This is a genomic window from Cupriavidus sp. MEYA8 (assembly GCF_059278825.1).
Genome location: NZ_CM181222.1, coordinates 1 through 14667 on the forward strand (window position 1 = coordinate 1; position 14667 = coordinate 14667).

The following is a 14667-nucleotide window of genomic DNA, read 5'->3' on the forward strand; positions in this document are numbered from 1 at the left end:
ATGATCACGCTAGAAGCCGCCCAACTCGACGCCTATTGCGCGCGGCTGGGCATCGCCGCCCCGCCCTCGCCCACGCTGGAGGCGCTCGACGCCGTGCTCGGCGCGCAGCTGGCCAGCATTCCGTTCGAGAACATCGACCCGCTGCTGCGGCGGCCGGTCAGCATCGATGTCGACGCCGTTTTCGACAAGCTGGTCACGCGCGGGCGCGGCGGCTACTGCTTCGAACTCAACACGCTGCTGGCGGCGGCGCTGGCAGCGTTCGGCTTCAGCGTGACGCCGCTGGCCGCGCGCGTGCGTTGGGGCGTGCCCGATGCGGTCGAGACCGTGGCGTCGCACATGCTGCTGCGCGTGGAAGTGGCGCATCGCAGCTATGTCGCCGATGTCGGCTTCGGCGGACCCACGCCGTTTCGCGCGATGGCGCTGTCCGCGCCTGCCGACGACGACTTCCCCTACCGGCTCGCCAGCTCCCCGCCGGAAGCGGCCGGCAGCGCATTCCACAGCTTCGACCTGGAGGCGCGCGGCGATACGGGCTGGCTCAAGGTCTACCGCTTCGACCTGACGCCGCAGCCATGGATCGATTTCGGGCCGCGCAACTGGTATGTCTCGACGCATCCGGACAGTGTGTTCCTGCGCCGGCTGATGGCCGCGCGCACCGACGGCGGCACGCGCGTGACGCTGGCCGATGGCGATCTGGCCGAACGCGCGCCGGACGGCAGCGTGCGGCGCCAGCGGCTGGAAACGCCTGAGGCCGTGGTGCAGGTCCTGGACGAACGCTTCGGCATACGGCTCGACGATGCCCTGCGGCACGAACTGATGGCGGCGCTGCCGCCCTTGCTCGCGGCTAACGCGCACGCATGACCGCATGAAATGCGCGGCGTGCGCGCCACCTTGCAGCGTTGCCGTGCCGCGCTGCACCAGACCTTCATGCACGCCGCGCATTGCCCGCAGAAAGAATGCTGATATGGCCGTCATCCGGGCCGTTGCGCTGTGGACTCGGCTGGCGCGCCACCACCATAATGATCCGTCGATGCAGCGTTTGCGCCGCATCGCCAGGACCACAGCGCGGCAGACCCGCCGCCTGCATGAAGCCGGCCGCTGACGCCGGCGCAGCTATACAGGAGACTCCATGTCATTGTTCGATCTGACGGGCAAGGTTGCCATCGTCACCGGCTCCTCGCGCGGCATCGGCCGCGCCATCGCCGAGCAGATGGCCGTCCAGGGCGCCAAGGTAGTGATTTCTTCGCGCAAGGCAGAGGCCTGCCAGGAAGTGGTTGACGCGCTCAATGCACGCCATGGCGCCGGCACGGCCATCGCGGTGCCCGCCAATATCTCGTCGAAGGAAGACCTGCAGCACCTGGTCGACGAAACCAACCGGACCTTCGGCAAGATCGACGTACTGGTTTGCAATGCCGCATCCAACCCGTACTACGGGCCGATGGGCGGCGTCTCGGACGACCAGTTCCGCAAGGTGCTGGACAACAACGTCATTTCCAACCACTGGCTGATCCAGATGGTCGCGCCGCAGATGATCGACCGCAAGGACGGCTCGATCATCATCGTGTCGTCGATCGGCGGCCTGCGCGGCTCGCCGACCATCGGCGTGTACAACATCTCCAAGGCCGCGGATTTCCAGCTGGCGCGCAACCTCGCGGTGGAATTCGGGCCGCACAACGTGCGCGTCAACTGCATCGCGCCGGGCCTGATCAAGACCGACTTCGCGCGCGCGCTGTGGGAAGATCCGGAGCGCTACAAGCAGTCCACGCAGGGCGCCCCGCTGCGCCGCATCGGCGAGCCGATCGAGATTGCCGGCGCGGCCGTGTACCTGGCCTCCGCCGCGAGCAGCTTCATGACCGGCCAGGCGCTGGTGGTCGATGGCGGCGTGACGATCTGACCGGTATCTTGAGTTGTACCTGAGCTTCTGACGCAAGCGTTGCGCGTGCGCCGGCCTGTCCGGGCGCACGCCGCTTTCTTTGCATTGCCCTCAACCTGCAGCGCAGTTACGGGAGGCAGTCATGTCAAGCAATCCGCAAGCGGCCGGCAACTGGCCGGTCATGTCCCTGGCCGAGGCCCATGCCCGGCTGACCGCGCCCGGCTCGCCGTTCGAGACCGAGTCGCGCGTGATCCGCGGCATCCCCACCACAGTCTGGAAGCACGCACCCGCGACGCTGTACGACCTGTTCCGCGCGACCAGTGCCTTCGGCGACCGCACCTTCGTGGTCTACGAGGACGAGCGCGTTTCCTACGATGCCTTCCGACGCGCCGCCATCGCGCTGGCGCATGCGCTGGTGCGCGACGGCGTGCGCAAGGGCGACCGCGTGGCGCTGGCGATGCGCAACCTGCCGGAGTGGCCGGTGGCGTTCTACGGCGCGCTGCTCGCGGGCGCGATCGTGACGCCGCTGAACGCGTGGTGGACCGGCGCCGAGCTGGAATACGGCTTGGCCGACTCCGGCAGCCGCGTGGCCATCGTCGATGCCGAGCGGCTCGACCGCATCCTCGAGCATCTGCCCGGCTGCCCGTCGCTGGAACGCGTCTACGTCTCGCGCACCGGCGCTGCGGCCGGCGATCCTCGCGTCGCCGCACTGGAAAGCGTGATCGGCACCAGCGCCGACTGGGCCGCGCTGCCGCAGCAATCGCCGCCGCAGGTCGGTATCGACCCCGAGGACGATGCCACCATCTTCTATACCTCCGGCACCACCGGCAAACCCAAGGGGGCGCTGGGCACGCACCGCAACTCCGCCACGGTCGCGGCCGCTGGCAGCTTCAGCCCGCTACGCAACCTGCTGCGCCGCGGCGAGCCGATTCCGGCGCCGGACCCCGCGGCCCCGCAGAAGGCCATGCTGCTGGCGGTGCCGTTCTTCCATGTCACCGGCTGCATGGCGGTACTCAACGGCGCGCTCGCCACCGGCGGCAAGATCGTGCTGATGCACCGCTGGGACGCGCTGCGCGGCATGGAGCTGATCGAGCGCGAGCGCTGCACCGCCGCCGGCGGCGTGCCCACCATCGCCTGGCAGATCCTCGAGCATCCGGAGCGCGCGCGCTTCGACCTGTCTTCGCTGGAGAACGTCAACTACGGCGGCGCGCCGGCGTCGCCGGAACTGGTGCGGCGCATCGGCGACGTGTTCCCGACGGCCGCGCCCGGCATCGGCTGGGGCATGACCGAAACCTCTTCGACCTTCACCAGCCACAGCGCCGAGGAATACGTGCTGCGGCCCGACAGCAGCGGTCCGGCGCTGCCGATCGGCGAAATGAAGGTGGTCGACGGACGCGGCCAGGCGCTGCCGCCGGGCGAGACCGGCGAACTGCTGGTACGCGGCGCCAACGTCGTGCGCGGCTACTGGAACAAGCCCGAAGCCACGGCGCAGACCTTTGTCGACGGCTGGCTGCGCACCGGCGACATCGCGCGGCTGGACGAGGAAGGCTATGTGTATATCGTCGACCGCATGAAAGACATGCTGATCCGCGGCGGCGAGAACATCTATTGCATCGAGGTGGAAAGCACGCTGTACGAACATCCTGCGGTGATGGACGCAGCGGTGGTCGGCATGGCGCACAAGACGCTGGGCGAGGAACCGGCGGCCGTGGTCAGCCTCAAGCCAGGCATGCACGCAACCGAAGCCGAATTGCAGGAGTTCGTGCGCGAGCGGCTGGCGGCGTTCAAGGTGCCGGTGCGCATCCTGCTCTACCGGGAGATGCTGCCGCGCAATGCCAATGGCAAGATCCTCAAGTCGAACCTGCGCAAGCTGTTCGACCAGGCAGCCTGACCAGCCGGCGGCAAACCACCAGCCGGCGGCGCTCTACTTGACGGGAATCGTCGTGCCGGCCGGAACCGGCACGGCGGTCACGCTGTTCTGCGGGCTGCCGCTGACGATGCGGTCCGAATAGGTCAAGTAGACCAGCGTATTGCGCTTGCGATCGACCGCGCGCACCACATGCAGGGTCTTGAACAGCACCGACATGCGCTCGGAAAAGACGTTGTCCTGCTGCTTCAGCGGCCCCTTGAAGGCGATGGTCCCCACCTGCCGGCACGCGATCGAGGCTTCCGGCGGGTCTTCTGCCATGCCCAGCTGGCCCTTGATGCCGCCGGTGCGGGCCCGCGACACGTAGCAGGTGATGCCCTCGACCTGTGGGTCGTCATAGGCTTCGATGACGACCTTGTCGGAGCCGGTCACGCGGAAATTGGTGCTGACGCTGCCGATCTCCTCGGCATGCGCGCCGCCCGTGGCCGCCGCGCAGGCGGCCAGGGCCAGGATCGTGCAGGATCGCTTCATCATGGTGGATGGCAACGTGTCAGGTCACCGACGACTTGATGTCGCCGTGGCGCTTTTCCATTTCCTGGCGCAGTGCACGGCGCTGCTGGGCGGCGGCAAAGCGCTGGCGCTCGACTTCATCGCGCGGCTCAAGCGGCGGCACTTCCGCCGGGGCGCCGTTGTCGTCGACCGCCACCATGGTGAAGTAGCAGCTGTTGGTGTGGCGCACCAGCTTGCTGCGGATATTCTCGGTCACGACCTTGATGCCGATCTCCATCGAGCTGCGGCCGGTAAAGTTGACCGAGGCCAGGAAGGTCACCAGCTCGCCCACGTGGATGGGCTGGCGGAACACCACCTGGTCAACCGACAGCGTCACCACGTAGCGGCCCGCATAGCGGCTGGCGCAGGCATACGCGACCATGTCCAGGTACTTCAGGATGGTGCCGCCGTGGACGTTGCCGGAGAAATTGGCCATGTCCGGCGTCATCAGCACGGTCATGGAAAGCTGGTGGGACAGGTCGTTCATGATGCGGGGAGTTCGGATCGGGGGCGCGGATTGCGGGGGCGGTCGCCCGGGCCGGCTGGCGGCATCCAGGCGCCGGCAGTTTAACCCGGATCGGCCCCGCCGTTGCCGGTCATCGCGCACGGCGCGCAAAACAAAAAAGCGGCCTGCCTGGCCGCTCTTTCACGCTGTGGACGCAAACTGCTTACTTCTTCTTGTTCACCGCGTCCTTGAAACCCTGTCCGGCGGAAAACTTGACCGTCTTGGCGGCCGGGATCTTGATGGTTTCGCCGGTGCGCGGATTGCGTCCGGTGCGCGCGGCGCGCTTGCCGGCGCTGAAGCTGCCAAAACCTACGAGCGTGACCGAATCACCCTTTGCCACTGCCTTCTTGATGCTGTCCAGCGCTGCGTTGAGCGCGCGCTCAGCGGCGGCGTTGCTCAGTTCTGCTTCCGTGGCGATGGCCGATACCAGTTCACCTTTATTCATGGCTGATTTCCCTTGTTGGTCGTCGTCACCGATGTGCTTGCCTGGCGGCAAAACATCGATCGGCGCAGTCTAATCTGCCCCTTGTGCGTTGAGCAATCCCCAGTGGCACCAATGCAACGAAAAAACCCCGCAAATCCTTGCTTGAGGCCGGTTAGCGGGCAATTTCCCGCTCTTTTCGCGCTTGTCACGGGCCCGCTTTGGCTGGCTGCGGCGTTGCGCCGCAAGGCAACGCTGTCACGGGCCCGGACCCGGCAAATGCCCGGAATTGGGGCGTCGCACCAAAACGGGTCAGCCGAACATGCCGGCGAAGCGCCATTCTGGCGCATATCAGGCACGGCCGCCGGCGCCCGGCTCCGACGTCCTGCGGGCCCGGTTCCCTGCGCGCGGCATTCCGGTGCGGATTCCGCCCACTCCGGTGCAGCCGGCACCAGGATGCAGCCGCAACTGGAATGCTTTTTGCGTACCCATGCGCCCATTTTGAGCATGAGGTCACTATGGACAACTGGAAGACCGGCACCGACGCCATGTTTATCCTGCTTGGCGCCATCATGGTGCTGGCCATGCACGCCGGCTTTGCTTTCCTCGAGCTAGGCACGGTGCGCAAGAAAAACCAGGTCAATGCACTGGTAAAGATTCTGGTGGATTTCGCAGTTTCCACGATTGCCTATTTCTTTATCGGTTACACCATTGCCTACGGCGTGCAATTCATGTCCGGGGCAGAAACGCTGGCCCAGAAAAGCGGTTACGACCTGGTCAAGTTCTTTTTCCTGGCGACTTTTGCCGCCGCCATTCCGGCGATTATCTCGGGCGGTATTGCCGAACGTTCGCGCTTCAATCCGCAACTGGTCGCGACCTTCGTTCTGGTCGGTTTTGTCTATCCCTTCTTCGAAGGCATTGCGTGGAACCAGCGCTACGGGGTGCAGGACTGGATCACACAGGTTGCCGGCGCGCCGTTCCATGACTTTGCCGGCTCGGTGGTCGTGCATGCGCTGGGCGGCTGGATCGCGCTGCCGGCGGTGCTGCTGCTCGGCGCGCGGCGCGGGCGCTACCAGAAGGACGGGCGCATCAGCGCCCATCCGCCTTCCAATATCCCGTTCCTGGCGCTGGGTGCGTGGATCCTGGCAGTGGGCTGGTTCGGCTTCAACGTGATGAGCGCGCAGACCGTCGACAAGATCAGCGGCCTGGTTGCGATCAATTCGCTGATGGCGATGGCCGGTGGCACGCTGGCGGCGTGGGCCGCCGGGCGCAATGATCCCGGCTTTGCCTACAACGGCCCGCTGGCCGGGCTGGTGGCGGTATGCGCCGGTTCGGACCTGATGCACCCGCTGGGCGCACTGATCACGGGCGGAGTTGCGGGCGCCCTCTTCGTCTATATGTTTACGCTGGCGCAGAACAGGTGGCATATCGACGATGTGCTGGGCGTCTGGCCGCTGCACGGGCTGTGCGGCGCCTGGGGCGGCATCGCCGCGGGCATTTTCGGGGCCAGGGCACTGGGCGGGCTGGGCGGCGTGTCGCTCGGCGCGCAGCTGATCGGCACGGTGCTGGGGATCGTGGTGGCGCTGGCGGGTGGCACGCTGGTATACGGCGCGCTCAAGAAGCTGGTCGGCATCCGGCTCGATGCCGAAGGCGAGTTCAACGGCGCGGACCTGACGCTGCACCGCATCTCCGCCACGCCGGAGCGCGAAACCAACTGGTAAGGCGGTTGCGCCGCCCGGCGGCGCCTGGGCAAGCTGGCCTGCCGGCCCGCTTGTCTTGACAATTATTTGCTTGCACTTCGAGGCACGGCATTCCAATAATTGCCGTGCCCACGTATTGCGCCGCGTCAGCGCGCAGGGCTGCACCACTCACCCAAACCGAGAGGACACGCCGATGGATGCCACGACTTTCGACAACCTCAAGACCCTGGTGGTCGCCTATGCCACGCAGTTCGGGGTCAAGATCCTGGCAGCGCTAGCGTTCTGGGTCATCGGCCGATGGCTGATCCATTTTGTGGTACGGATGGTGCAGAACGCGCTCGGCAAGCAGAAGGTCGACCCGACGCTGCTGCGCTATGTGGGTTCGATCGTCACGGTCACGCTGAATGTGGTGCTGGTGATCGGCATCCTCGGCTACTTCGGCATCCAGACCACCACCTTCGCCGCGCTGATTGCCGCCGCCGGCGTGGCCATTGGCATGGCATGGTCGGGACTGATGTCGAATTTCGCGGCCGGCGCGTTCCTGGTGGTGCTGCGGCCGTTCAAGGTGGGTGACTTCGTTACCATTGGCGGCGTCACCGGCACGGTGCGCGAGATCGGGCTGTTCGCCACGTCGCTCGATACGCCGGACAACGTGCAGACCGTGATCGGCAATAACAAGATCTTCAGCGATACCATCCAGAACTTCACCGCCAATCCGTACCGGCGCGTGGAACTGAAGGCCCAGCTCGCGGGCAGCACCGACGTGGCCGATGCGGCGGCGCTGCTCAAGTCGCGCATCGCGCAGATCCCGAACGTGCTGCCGGAACCCGCGGTCGACGTGGAGATCCTGGAATTCACGCTGGTCGGGCCGGTGCTGGCGGTACGCCCGCATTGCCACAACGACCATTACTGGCAGGTGTACTTCGACACCAACCGCATCATCCGCGAGTGCTTCGGCCAGGCCGGCTATGCCGCGCCCATGCCGGCACACATGGTGGTCGTACAGCAGGCCGCCGCCTTGCAGCAGGCCGCCTGATTCGTCAGGCAGCCGCCCGGCCAGCGCCGGAGCTGCCGTAGTAACGCATCAGCACCGCGCCAGCGCCGCATAGCGCCATCACCACGGCCAGCGGCAGCGCGGTGCCGTCGCGCCACACGCTCACGGCCGCGCCGCCGAGCGTGCCCAGCGAAAACTGCAGCGTACCCATCAGTGCCGAAGCCGTGCCGGCGCGATGCCCCTGGTGCGCCAGCGCCAGCGCCGAAGCATTGGGCGTGACGCAGCCCAGCGCACCGATAAAGACGAAGAACGCCGCCAGCAGCACCGGCAGCGTCGCCAGTCCGGCCAGCGCCGCCACGGCCAGCACCGCGCCCGCGGCGCAAGGCGCCAGCAGCGCCCGTCCCAGGACCTGGTCGAGCGTGCGACCGTGCACCAGCCGGCTGTTGAGCTGCGACATGACGATCAGGCCCAGCGCATTGGCGCCGAACACGAAGCCATAGTGCGACGGCGCAATGCCGTGCAGCTCGATCAGCACGAACGGCGAACCCGAGATATACGCGAACATCCCCGCCGACCCGAAACCGGCCGACATCGAGTAGCCGACGAATTCACGGTCGCGCAGCAGCTCGCCGTAGCTCCTGGCCACGGTGCCAAGCCGCAGCGGCGCCGCCTGGCGCCGGTCCAGCGACTCCTCCATGCGCCAGTGCACCAGCAACAGGATGGCCAGGCCGGCCGCCGCCAGCACCCAGAAGATCGTGCGCCAGCCGGCCGCCGTAAGGATCGCGCCGCCGATGACCGGCGCGAGGATCGGCGCCAGCCCCATCACCAGCATCAGCGACGAAAACGCGCGCGCCGATTCATGGGCCTCGAGCCGGTCGCGGATCACGGCGCGCGCCATCACCATGCCGGCGCAGCCGCCCAGCGCCTGCAGGAAGCGCCACAGCATCAGCGTCTCGGCATTGCGCGCCAGTGCGCATCCGATCGCCGCAACCACATAGAGTCCCAGTCCCAGATACAGCGGCGGCTTGCGGCCAAAGCGGTCGCTGAACGGCCCGTAGAACGCCTGCCCCACGGCAAGGCCGACCAGGAACGTGCCGAGGGTCAGCTGTACCTGGCCGATATCGACGCCAAGGTCGCCCGCCAGCGCGGGAAAGCTCGGCAGGTACATGTCGATCGACAGCGGCGCGATCGCCATCAGCGAGCCGCATATCAAAAGCCAGGCGGGAAAGCGCGCGGTCGAGGCAGCGCTCGGGGAACGGGACATGGAAGAAATCCGGTGCATGCGGTTGCGTGGCGATCACCGCCGCGGGCGATGCCGGGGCGCGGCTGCAAGCCGTTGGAAAGGGGCAATTGTTGCACAACATAACGAAAGCGATGCCGCAGCGGGTTGCACAGGTTTGAAGCACTCGTTCAGGAATATTGCCCTGCCAAGGTCGGGTTCGATGAAGTTGGCAGGATTGGCAAACTTGCCAGATGGTGGAATCAAGCGAGCATCTGACCGGAATGCATGCCATGCGTGCACTGACGCCATGATGGCAGGCGTGGCGTGCCTTTCACGCCTGGCAAGGTGAAGGGTACAATGCCAGCCTGTCGGCGTGAGTGTCGCGTGACATGCGCGGCCGGCCTCGCAGAGACGGACGACAGTACCGCTCCCGGCAACGTTAGCCTGCATGAGAACACGACACACGCCGATTTCCGCTTCGCCTGGCCTGGCCACCCCTGCATGGGTGGCCGCGCTGCTGTTGCCGCTGGCGCTGCATGCGGCACCGGTGCCGGTGCCGGTGCGCAATGCCGCCGCGGCGTCGGCGCCGGCTGCCGCGGTCGACGAAGCCGAACCCCTGTCGCGCATGCTCAAGGGGGCGGCCACGGGCCAGAATACCGGCGCCGCCGGCGTGCCCGAACTGTTGCGCAATACCACGCGCCCCGACAACGTGCTGGCGCGCGCCTGCCGCCAGCTCAACGATGCCCTGCCGATCGAAATCGACGGCGAAACGCGGCTGCGCCGCTGCCAGTCGGTGCCCGGCAAGCACGTGCTGTTCCAGCTGGAACTGACCAATTACCGCGGGCCGATGCTGGATCTCGCCAGCTTCGAGGTCAACTATGCCGCGCCGCTGCAGCGCAATATCTGCGCCAACCGCGACGTGGAAATCCTGACCAAGCTCGGCGTCAGCCTGATGTTCCGCTACATGACCCGCAAGGACCGCGGAGAGCGCCGCATCGGCGATGTCTACATCAATGCGCCGATCTGCACGTCGGCGCTGCGCTGAAGCCGCAACCCGCCAGGAAACAAGAATCGATTGCAAATGACACCACGGTAATGCCGATGGGTGCCGGTTGGCGGTGGTTGGTGCCGGTACCGCCGCCAGCAAAAAAATGGCCCGCATCAGCAGGCCATTTCTTGTTCAGCAGGCAATCGGCGTCACGCCGCGCGCGGCCGCAATGGCAGCACGTTGGCCGCCCTGCGCACCAGCATGCGCGTATCTTTCCAGCCGGCATCGGCCAGCGGCGAACCCCACACCAGCTCATGCAGCCGGGCCAGCGCGAACGGGTTGCCCAGCAGCAGGTGCTTCTGCGCCGGTGTCAGCGCGCGCGGACCATGGGTCAGCGCATGCTCGACCAGCGTTTCGTGGCGCCGGCGTGCCGCTTCGGGCTGCACCGGCCGCGCCGTCGCGGTCGCGCACATCAGCGCATTGGTGACCGGGTCCACCACCGCATCGACAAAGTCAGGCGTGTCCGCGGCGTTCTCGACATGCTGCTGCGTCTCGACGATCTCGCGCGGCACCAGCGTTTCTTCCGGGATCATGAACAGGCCCGCATTGCGCGAGGCACGGCCCAGCGACACGCGCGACAGCATCACCGACAACGGGATCGACATTGCCAGCGACCCGACGATCGGCAGCAGCCACAGCACGTACGACGGGTTCAGCCAGTAGACCAGACCGCCCCACGCAAACCCCAGCGCGGTGTGCCAGCCGTGGCGGCGGAACGCCTCGCCCCAGGTGGTCTCGGCGTCTTCGCGCGGCGGCGATTTCCACGAGATGCCCCAGCCGCTGTAGGCGGCAATCACAAACTTGGTATGGAACAGCATCCGCGTAGGCGCCAGCAGCGCTGACAGCAGCACCTCGACCAGCATGCTGGCAAAGAGCTGCACCGCGCCGCCGTAGCGCCGCGCCTGCTTCATCAGCAGCACCACGCTGGCGAGCTTGGGCAGGAACAGCAGCGTGGCGGTCGCCGAGAACAGCGCCAGCGCCTTCTCCGGGTGCCACTCGGGCCAGGTCGGGAACAGCTGGTACTGCTGCGTGAAATACTCCGGCGGCACCAGCGCATGCTTGGCCAGCATCGCCGTGGACAGCAGCAGGAACAACAGCCACAGCGGCGCCGACAGGTAGGCCATGATGCCGGTCAGGAACACCGCGCGGTGCACCACGTGGAAGCCCTGCTTGAGCCACAGCCGGAAATTCATCAGGTTGCCCTGGCACCAGCGGCGGTCGCGCTTGACTTCGTCGAGCAGGTTCGGCGGCAGTTCTTCGTACGAGCCCTCGAGGTCGTACGCGATCCACACGCCCCAGCCGGCACGGCGCATCAGCGCGGCTTCGACGAAGTCGTGCGACAGGATTTCGCCGGACAGCGGACCGCGGCCCGGCAGCGGCGCCAGCGCGCAATGCTCGATGAACGGCTTGACGCGGATGATGGCGTTATGGCCCCAGTAGTGCGATTCGCCCAGCTGCCAGTAATGCAGGCCCGCGGTGAACAGCGGCCCGTACACGCGCGTGGCGAACTGCTGCACGCGCGCATACAGCGTCTCGCGGCCCACGGCCAGCGGCGCGGTCTGGATGATGCCGGCACCGGGGTTGGCCTCCATCAGCCGCACCAGCGTGGCCAGGCATTCGCCGCTCATCACGCTGTCGGCATCGAGCACCACCATGTAGCGATACTTGCTGCCCCAGCGGCGGCAAAAGTCGGCGACGTTGCCGGTCTTGCGCTTGACGCGGTGGCGGCGCCAGCGATAGAAGATGCGGCCGAAGCCGCCGACCGCGCGGCACAGTTCCATCCACGCATCGTGCTCGGCGGTGCGCAGGTCCGGATTGCCGCTGTCGGACAGCACGATGAAATCGAAATTGGACAGGTGGCTGGTGCGCGCCAGCGATTCATAGGTCGCGCGCAAGCCCGCGAACACCCGCGTCACGTCCTCGTTGCAGATCGGCATGATAATCGCGGTGCGCGCCTCGGGCGCGAGCGGCCCTTCGGGTGCGGCGGAGCGCGAGATCAGATGCCGGTCGCCGCCCTTGGCCAGCACTAGGAAGCCCATCATCGCGGTCCAGAAGCCCGCCGACACCCAGGAGAACAGGATGGCGAACAGGCCCAAGATCGCGATCTCGAGCGGATCGGCCCCGTGGTATGGCAGCACGCTGGTCATGAAGTAGGTGGCCAGCACGGTCTGGATCAGGACCAGGCCCAGCAGGACCCAGCGCCGGTGCGAGCCGGCCGGATGCCACATGCCTTCGGCATCGGGGCCGTCGTGCAGCGTGTCCCAGGTCTCGGGCACGGGCGGGCGGCCCAGCATGCGGCGCCAGGCATTGCGCAGCCAGCCGGTGACGATATGCGGCGGCCACTGGCGCGGCACCATCGAGCTGCGCTCCGGCTCGGGGCCGGTGTCGACCTTGACGGTGCCATCGTCGCGGCGCTGCAGCAGCGGCTCGCCGCCAACCTGAGGGTTGCCGTAGGCGATGGTGAAACGGCGGCCGACCGACGCGTAGGCGCCGCCGCCCTGCGCGGCGGGCGCGTCCTTGGCGGCAAGGCGCGACTGCAGGCGCGAGATCGCTTCCTGCGCGTCGCGGCCGTCGCGGCCATCGCCGCCGACCGGCATGACCGTGCTGACCGGTGCCAGCGATGCCACCGGTGCCGCGGCCGCGGCGGGCATGTCGGCCAGCAGTTCGCTGCGGATTTCAGGCGATACGGGCAGGCGGTCGACATAGCGCTCGCATGCCGCTGCCTGGGCCGGTCGCTGCTTTAGCCTGGGGGTAAGATGTAGCTCCACGTCTCGGATAGGGTTGTATTGCCGTTGCGAAGATAGCCGCGCAACTCTACCGGCTTGGTTTCATCCTTGCGGCGCATCACCATGGTCATGCGCCAGCCGCCGGTCGCTTCATTGCGCTGTACCGACGTCTTCAGCAGTTCACCGTTGGCATCGGCCGAAACCACCGGGTCGATGCGAACGTCAGCGGGCAGCCTGCGGAAGCCCGGGCCTTCAAAGTCCACCACCAGCGAAAAGCTCGTGTCCTCCTTGCTGGCCGACTGGCCCCGGCCCAGCCGGGTCTGGCTCACCCATGACAGCGGCGGCAGCTGTTCGCCGTCCTTCTGCCACAGCAACCGGTACTCGTAGTCGAAGGCCTGCTTCGGCTTGGGCGGGTTGTCCGGCACCCAGTACGCGACGATGTTGTCGTTGGTCTCGTCCGGCGTCGGGATCTGCACCAGCTCGACCCGGCCCGAGCCCCAGTTGCCGCGCGGCTGCACCCAGCCGCTCGGGCGGCGTTCATACCATGCGCCCAGTTCCTGGTAGCTGTTGAAGCTGCGGTCGCGCTGCATCAGCCCGAAGCCCTGCGGGTTGGTCGCCGCGAAAGACGTCACCAGCAGGCGCTTGGGATTGACCAGCGGGCGCCAGACCCATTCGCCGGTACCCAGGTGGATCGACAGGCCGTCCGAGTCATGCACCTCGGGGCGGAAATCCTGCACCGGCGACGGCTGGTTCTCGCCGAACAGATACATGCTGGTCAGCGGCGCCAGGCCCAGCTTGGTCACGTTCTCGCGCAGGAACAGCCGCGACTTGACCTCCATCGCGGTCTCGGCGCCCGGCTTGATGGTGAAGCGGTAGGCGCCGCTCATGCGGCGCGAATCCATCAGTGCATAGACGATGAGCTCCTTGGCATTGGGGCCAGGCCGCTCGATCCAGTATTCGACGAAGCGCGGGAATTCCTCGCCGGAATTGAGCGCGGTGTCCACCGCCAGGCCACGCGCCGAGAGGCCATACCACTGGTCCTTGCCGAGCGCACGGAAATAGCTGGCACCAAGGAACGACGCCAGTTCGTCCTTGCGCTTGCCCTGGTTCAGCGGATACAGGATGCGGAAGCCGGCAAAGCCAAGCCCCTTGAGCTTGGCGGCGTCGACCTTGTGGGGTCCGTAGTTGAACGCGGCGGGATCGAAGCGGAATTCACGCACGCTGTTGCCCACCACTTCATGGATGCGCACCGGCTGGTCGAACACCATGCCCTCATGGAAGAACGACAGCTCGAACGGCGAGCGCGTGCCGCGCCAGGCGAAACGCTCGGGCTTGTACTCGATCTCGCGGTAGCGCTCGTAGGACAGTTCGCGCAGTTCGCGCGGCAGGTTCTGCAGCGGGGCCTTGTATGGCGATGCTGCCAGTTGCTTGGCGCGCGCGGCGACGGTATCGAAATCGAACGCCTGCGCCGTCATGGCGCACAGTGCCAGGATGCTGCCGCCCAGCCATGCCGCGATCCGTACCCCGGCGCGCGCGCTGCGGCGACGGGCCGGCCCGGGGGCGGGCGCGGAAAATATTGCGGACAAGCGTGGCGTGGCGATCTGTGACATGTATGCCAGGGGAACAGTTAAAACGGAATGACCGGCATCGGCGGTCGGGGCGAAGAGCCTTGCAGGCGGCGCCGCAAGGCACGACACAGCAAGAGGCGGGCCGGGTCCAATATGGCGTGGCCCGAACACGGGTCTCGGCGCCCGCGAGGCACTGT

12 protein-coding genes are annotated in these 14667 nt (G+C 66.9%); 6 read left to right on the forward strand and 6 right to left on the reverse strand.

All coding sequences use genetic code 11. The annotated features are described in order from the left end of the window. From AC5WJ1_RS17125 to AC5WJ1_RS17135, 3 genes are all read left to right on the forward strand, one after another. Window positions 1-858 carry an arylamine N-acetyltransferase family protein gene (locus tag AC5WJ1_RS17125; protein ID WP_195427387.1) on the forward strand — a complete coding sequence of 286 codons (858 nt, stop codon included), beginning with the start codon at window positions 1-3 and terminating at the stop codon, window positions 856-858. A 268-nt stretch (window positions 859-1126) separates the two neighbouring features. Next, on the forward strand, window positions 1127-1891 hold the full coding sequence (locus AC5WJ1_RS17130; protein WP_135702570.1) for an SDR family oxidoreductase: 765 nt from the start codon (window positions 1127-1129) through the stop codon (window positions 1889-1891). Between the two features lie 121 nt (window positions 1892-2012). Then, entirely contained in the window at window positions 2013-3761 is a 1749-nt protein-coding gene (locus AC5WJ1_RS17135) for a class I adenylate-forming enzyme family protein (RefSeq protein ID WP_494476800.1), read from the forward strand. A 33-nt stretch (window positions 3762-3794) separates the two neighbouring features. Here AC5WJ1_RS17135 and AC5WJ1_RS17140 read toward each other — a convergent pair whose 3' ends face one another. The 3 genes from AC5WJ1_RS17140 to AC5WJ1_RS17150 all read right to left on the reverse strand — a co-directional run bounded on the left by AC5WJ1_RS17140 (window position 3795) and on the right by AC5WJ1_RS17150 (window position 5236). After that, on the reverse strand, window positions 3795-4271 hold the full coding sequence (locus tag AC5WJ1_RS17140) for a CreA family protein (protein WP_371702962.1): 477 nt from the start codon (window positions 4269-4271) through the stop codon (window positions 3795-3797). 16 nt (window positions 4272-4287) lie between these two features. Next, window positions 4288-4773, reverse strand: a complete 486-nt coding sequence (locus AC5WJ1_RS17145; protein WP_133093205.1) for an acyl-CoA thioesterase — start codon at window positions 4771-4773, stop codon at window positions 4288-4290. A 181-nt stretch (window positions 4774-4954) separates the two neighbouring features. Continuing rightward, the gene (locus tag AC5WJ1_RS17150; RefSeq protein ID WP_029047409.1) at window positions 4955-5236 is read right to left on the reverse strand and encodes an HU family DNA-binding protein; all 282 of its coding nucleotides are present in this window, start codon (window positions 5234-5236) and stop codon (window positions 4955-4957) included. Window positions 5237-5730: 494 nt separating this feature from the next. Between AC5WJ1_RS17150 and AC5WJ1_RS17155 the strand changes: the two genes are divergently transcribed. Together AC5WJ1_RS17155 and AC5WJ1_RS17160 are read left to right on the forward strand one after the other, a co-directional pair. Beyond that, a complete protein-coding gene (locus AC5WJ1_RS17155) occupies window positions 5731-6933 on the forward strand; it encodes an ammonium transporter (RefSeq protein WP_133093206.1) in 1203 nt (400 codons plus the stop codon). Window positions 6934-7105: 172 nt separating this feature from the next. After that, a complete protein-coding gene (locus AC5WJ1_RS17160) occupies window positions 7106-7948 on the forward strand; it encodes a mechanosensitive ion channel family protein (protein ID WP_135702566.1) in 843 nt (280 codons plus the stop codon). A 4-nt stretch (window positions 7949-7952) separates the two neighbouring features. On the opposite strand, the gene AC5WJ1_RS17165 is transcribed toward AC5WJ1_RS17160, so the two are convergent. Continuing rightward, window positions 7953-9170: a Bcr/CflA family multidrug efflux MFS transporter gene (locus AC5WJ1_RS17165; RefSeq protein WP_133093208.1), complete on the reverse strand. Its 1218-nt coding sequence runs from the start codon at window positions 9168-9170 to the stop codon at window positions 7953-7955. 406 nt (window positions 9171-9576) lie between these two features. Between AC5WJ1_RS17165 and AC5WJ1_RS17170 the strand changes: the two genes are divergently transcribed. Next, window positions 9577-10173, forward strand: coding sequence for a hypothetical protein (locus AC5WJ1_RS17170; protein WP_135702564.1), 597 nt, complete (start codon window positions 9577-9579; stop codon window positions 10171-10173). A gap of 152 nt (window positions 10174-10325) precedes the next feature. Here the strand turns inward: AC5WJ1_RS17170 and mdoH are convergent, their stop codons facing one another. Further along, window positions 10326-12944 (reverse strand): glucans biosynthesis glucosyltransferase MdoH, encoded by a 2619-nt coding sequence (mdoH, locus tag AC5WJ1_RS17175; RefSeq protein WP_434034060.1) that lies wholly within the window; start codon window positions 12942-12944, stop codon window positions 10326-10328. Continuing rightward, window positions 12917-14512 (reverse strand): glucan biosynthesis protein G, encoded by a 1596-nt coding sequence (locus AC5WJ1_RS17180; protein WP_133093210.1) that lies wholly within the window; start codon window positions 14510-14512, stop codon window positions 12917-12919. The genes mdoH and AC5WJ1_RS17180 overlap by 28 nt, the downstream gene beginning before the upstream one ends. Window positions 14513-14667: the final 155 nt, after the last annotated feature.

Excerpts from the sequence above, each read along its gene's own strand:
- AC5WJ1_RS17125 (WP_195427387.1), top strand. The coding sequence starts at position 1 with ATGATCACGCTAGAAGCCGCCCAACTCGACGCCTATTGCGCGCGGCTG.
- AC5WJ1_RS17130 (WP_135702570.1), top strand. The coding sequence starts at position 1,127 with ATGTCATTGTTCGATCTGACGGGCAAGGTTGCCATCGTCACCGGCTCC.
- AC5WJ1_RS17135 (WP_494476800.1), top strand. The coding sequence starts at position 2,013 with ATGTCAAGCAATCCGCAAGCGGCCGGCAACTGGCCGGTCATGTCCCTG.
- AC5WJ1_RS17140 (WP_371702962.1), bottom strand. The coding sequence starts at position 4,271 with ATGATGAAGCGATCCTGCACGATCCTGGCCCTGGCCGCCTGCGCGGCG.
- AC5WJ1_RS17145 (WP_133093205.1), bottom strand. The coding sequence starts at position 4,773 with ATGAACGACCTGTCCCACCAGCTTTCCATGACCGTGCTGATGACGCCG.
- AC5WJ1_RS17150 (WP_029047409.1), bottom strand. The coding sequence starts at position 5,236 with ATGAATAAAGGTGAACTGGTATCGGCCATCGCCACGGAAGCAGAACTG.
- AC5WJ1_RS17155 (WP_133093206.1), top strand. The coding sequence starts at position 5,731 with ATGGACAACTGGAAGACCGGCACCGACGCCATGTTTATCCTGCTTGGC.
- AC5WJ1_RS17160 (WP_135702566.1), top strand. The coding sequence starts at position 7,106 with ATGGATGCCACGACTTTCGACAACCTCAAGACCCTGGTGGTCGCCTAT.
- AC5WJ1_RS17165 (WP_133093208.1), bottom strand. The coding sequence starts at position 9,170 with ATGTCCCGTTCCCCGAGCGCTGCCTCGACCGCGCGCTTTCCCGCCTGG.
- AC5WJ1_RS17170 (WP_135702564.1), top strand. The coding sequence starts at position 9,577 with ATGAGAACACGACACACGCCGATTTCCGCTTCGCCTGGCCTGGCCACC.
- AC5WJ1_RS17180 (WP_133093210.1), bottom strand. The coding sequence starts at position 14,512 with ATGTCACAGATCGCCACGCCACGCTTGTCCGCAATATTTTCCGCGCCC.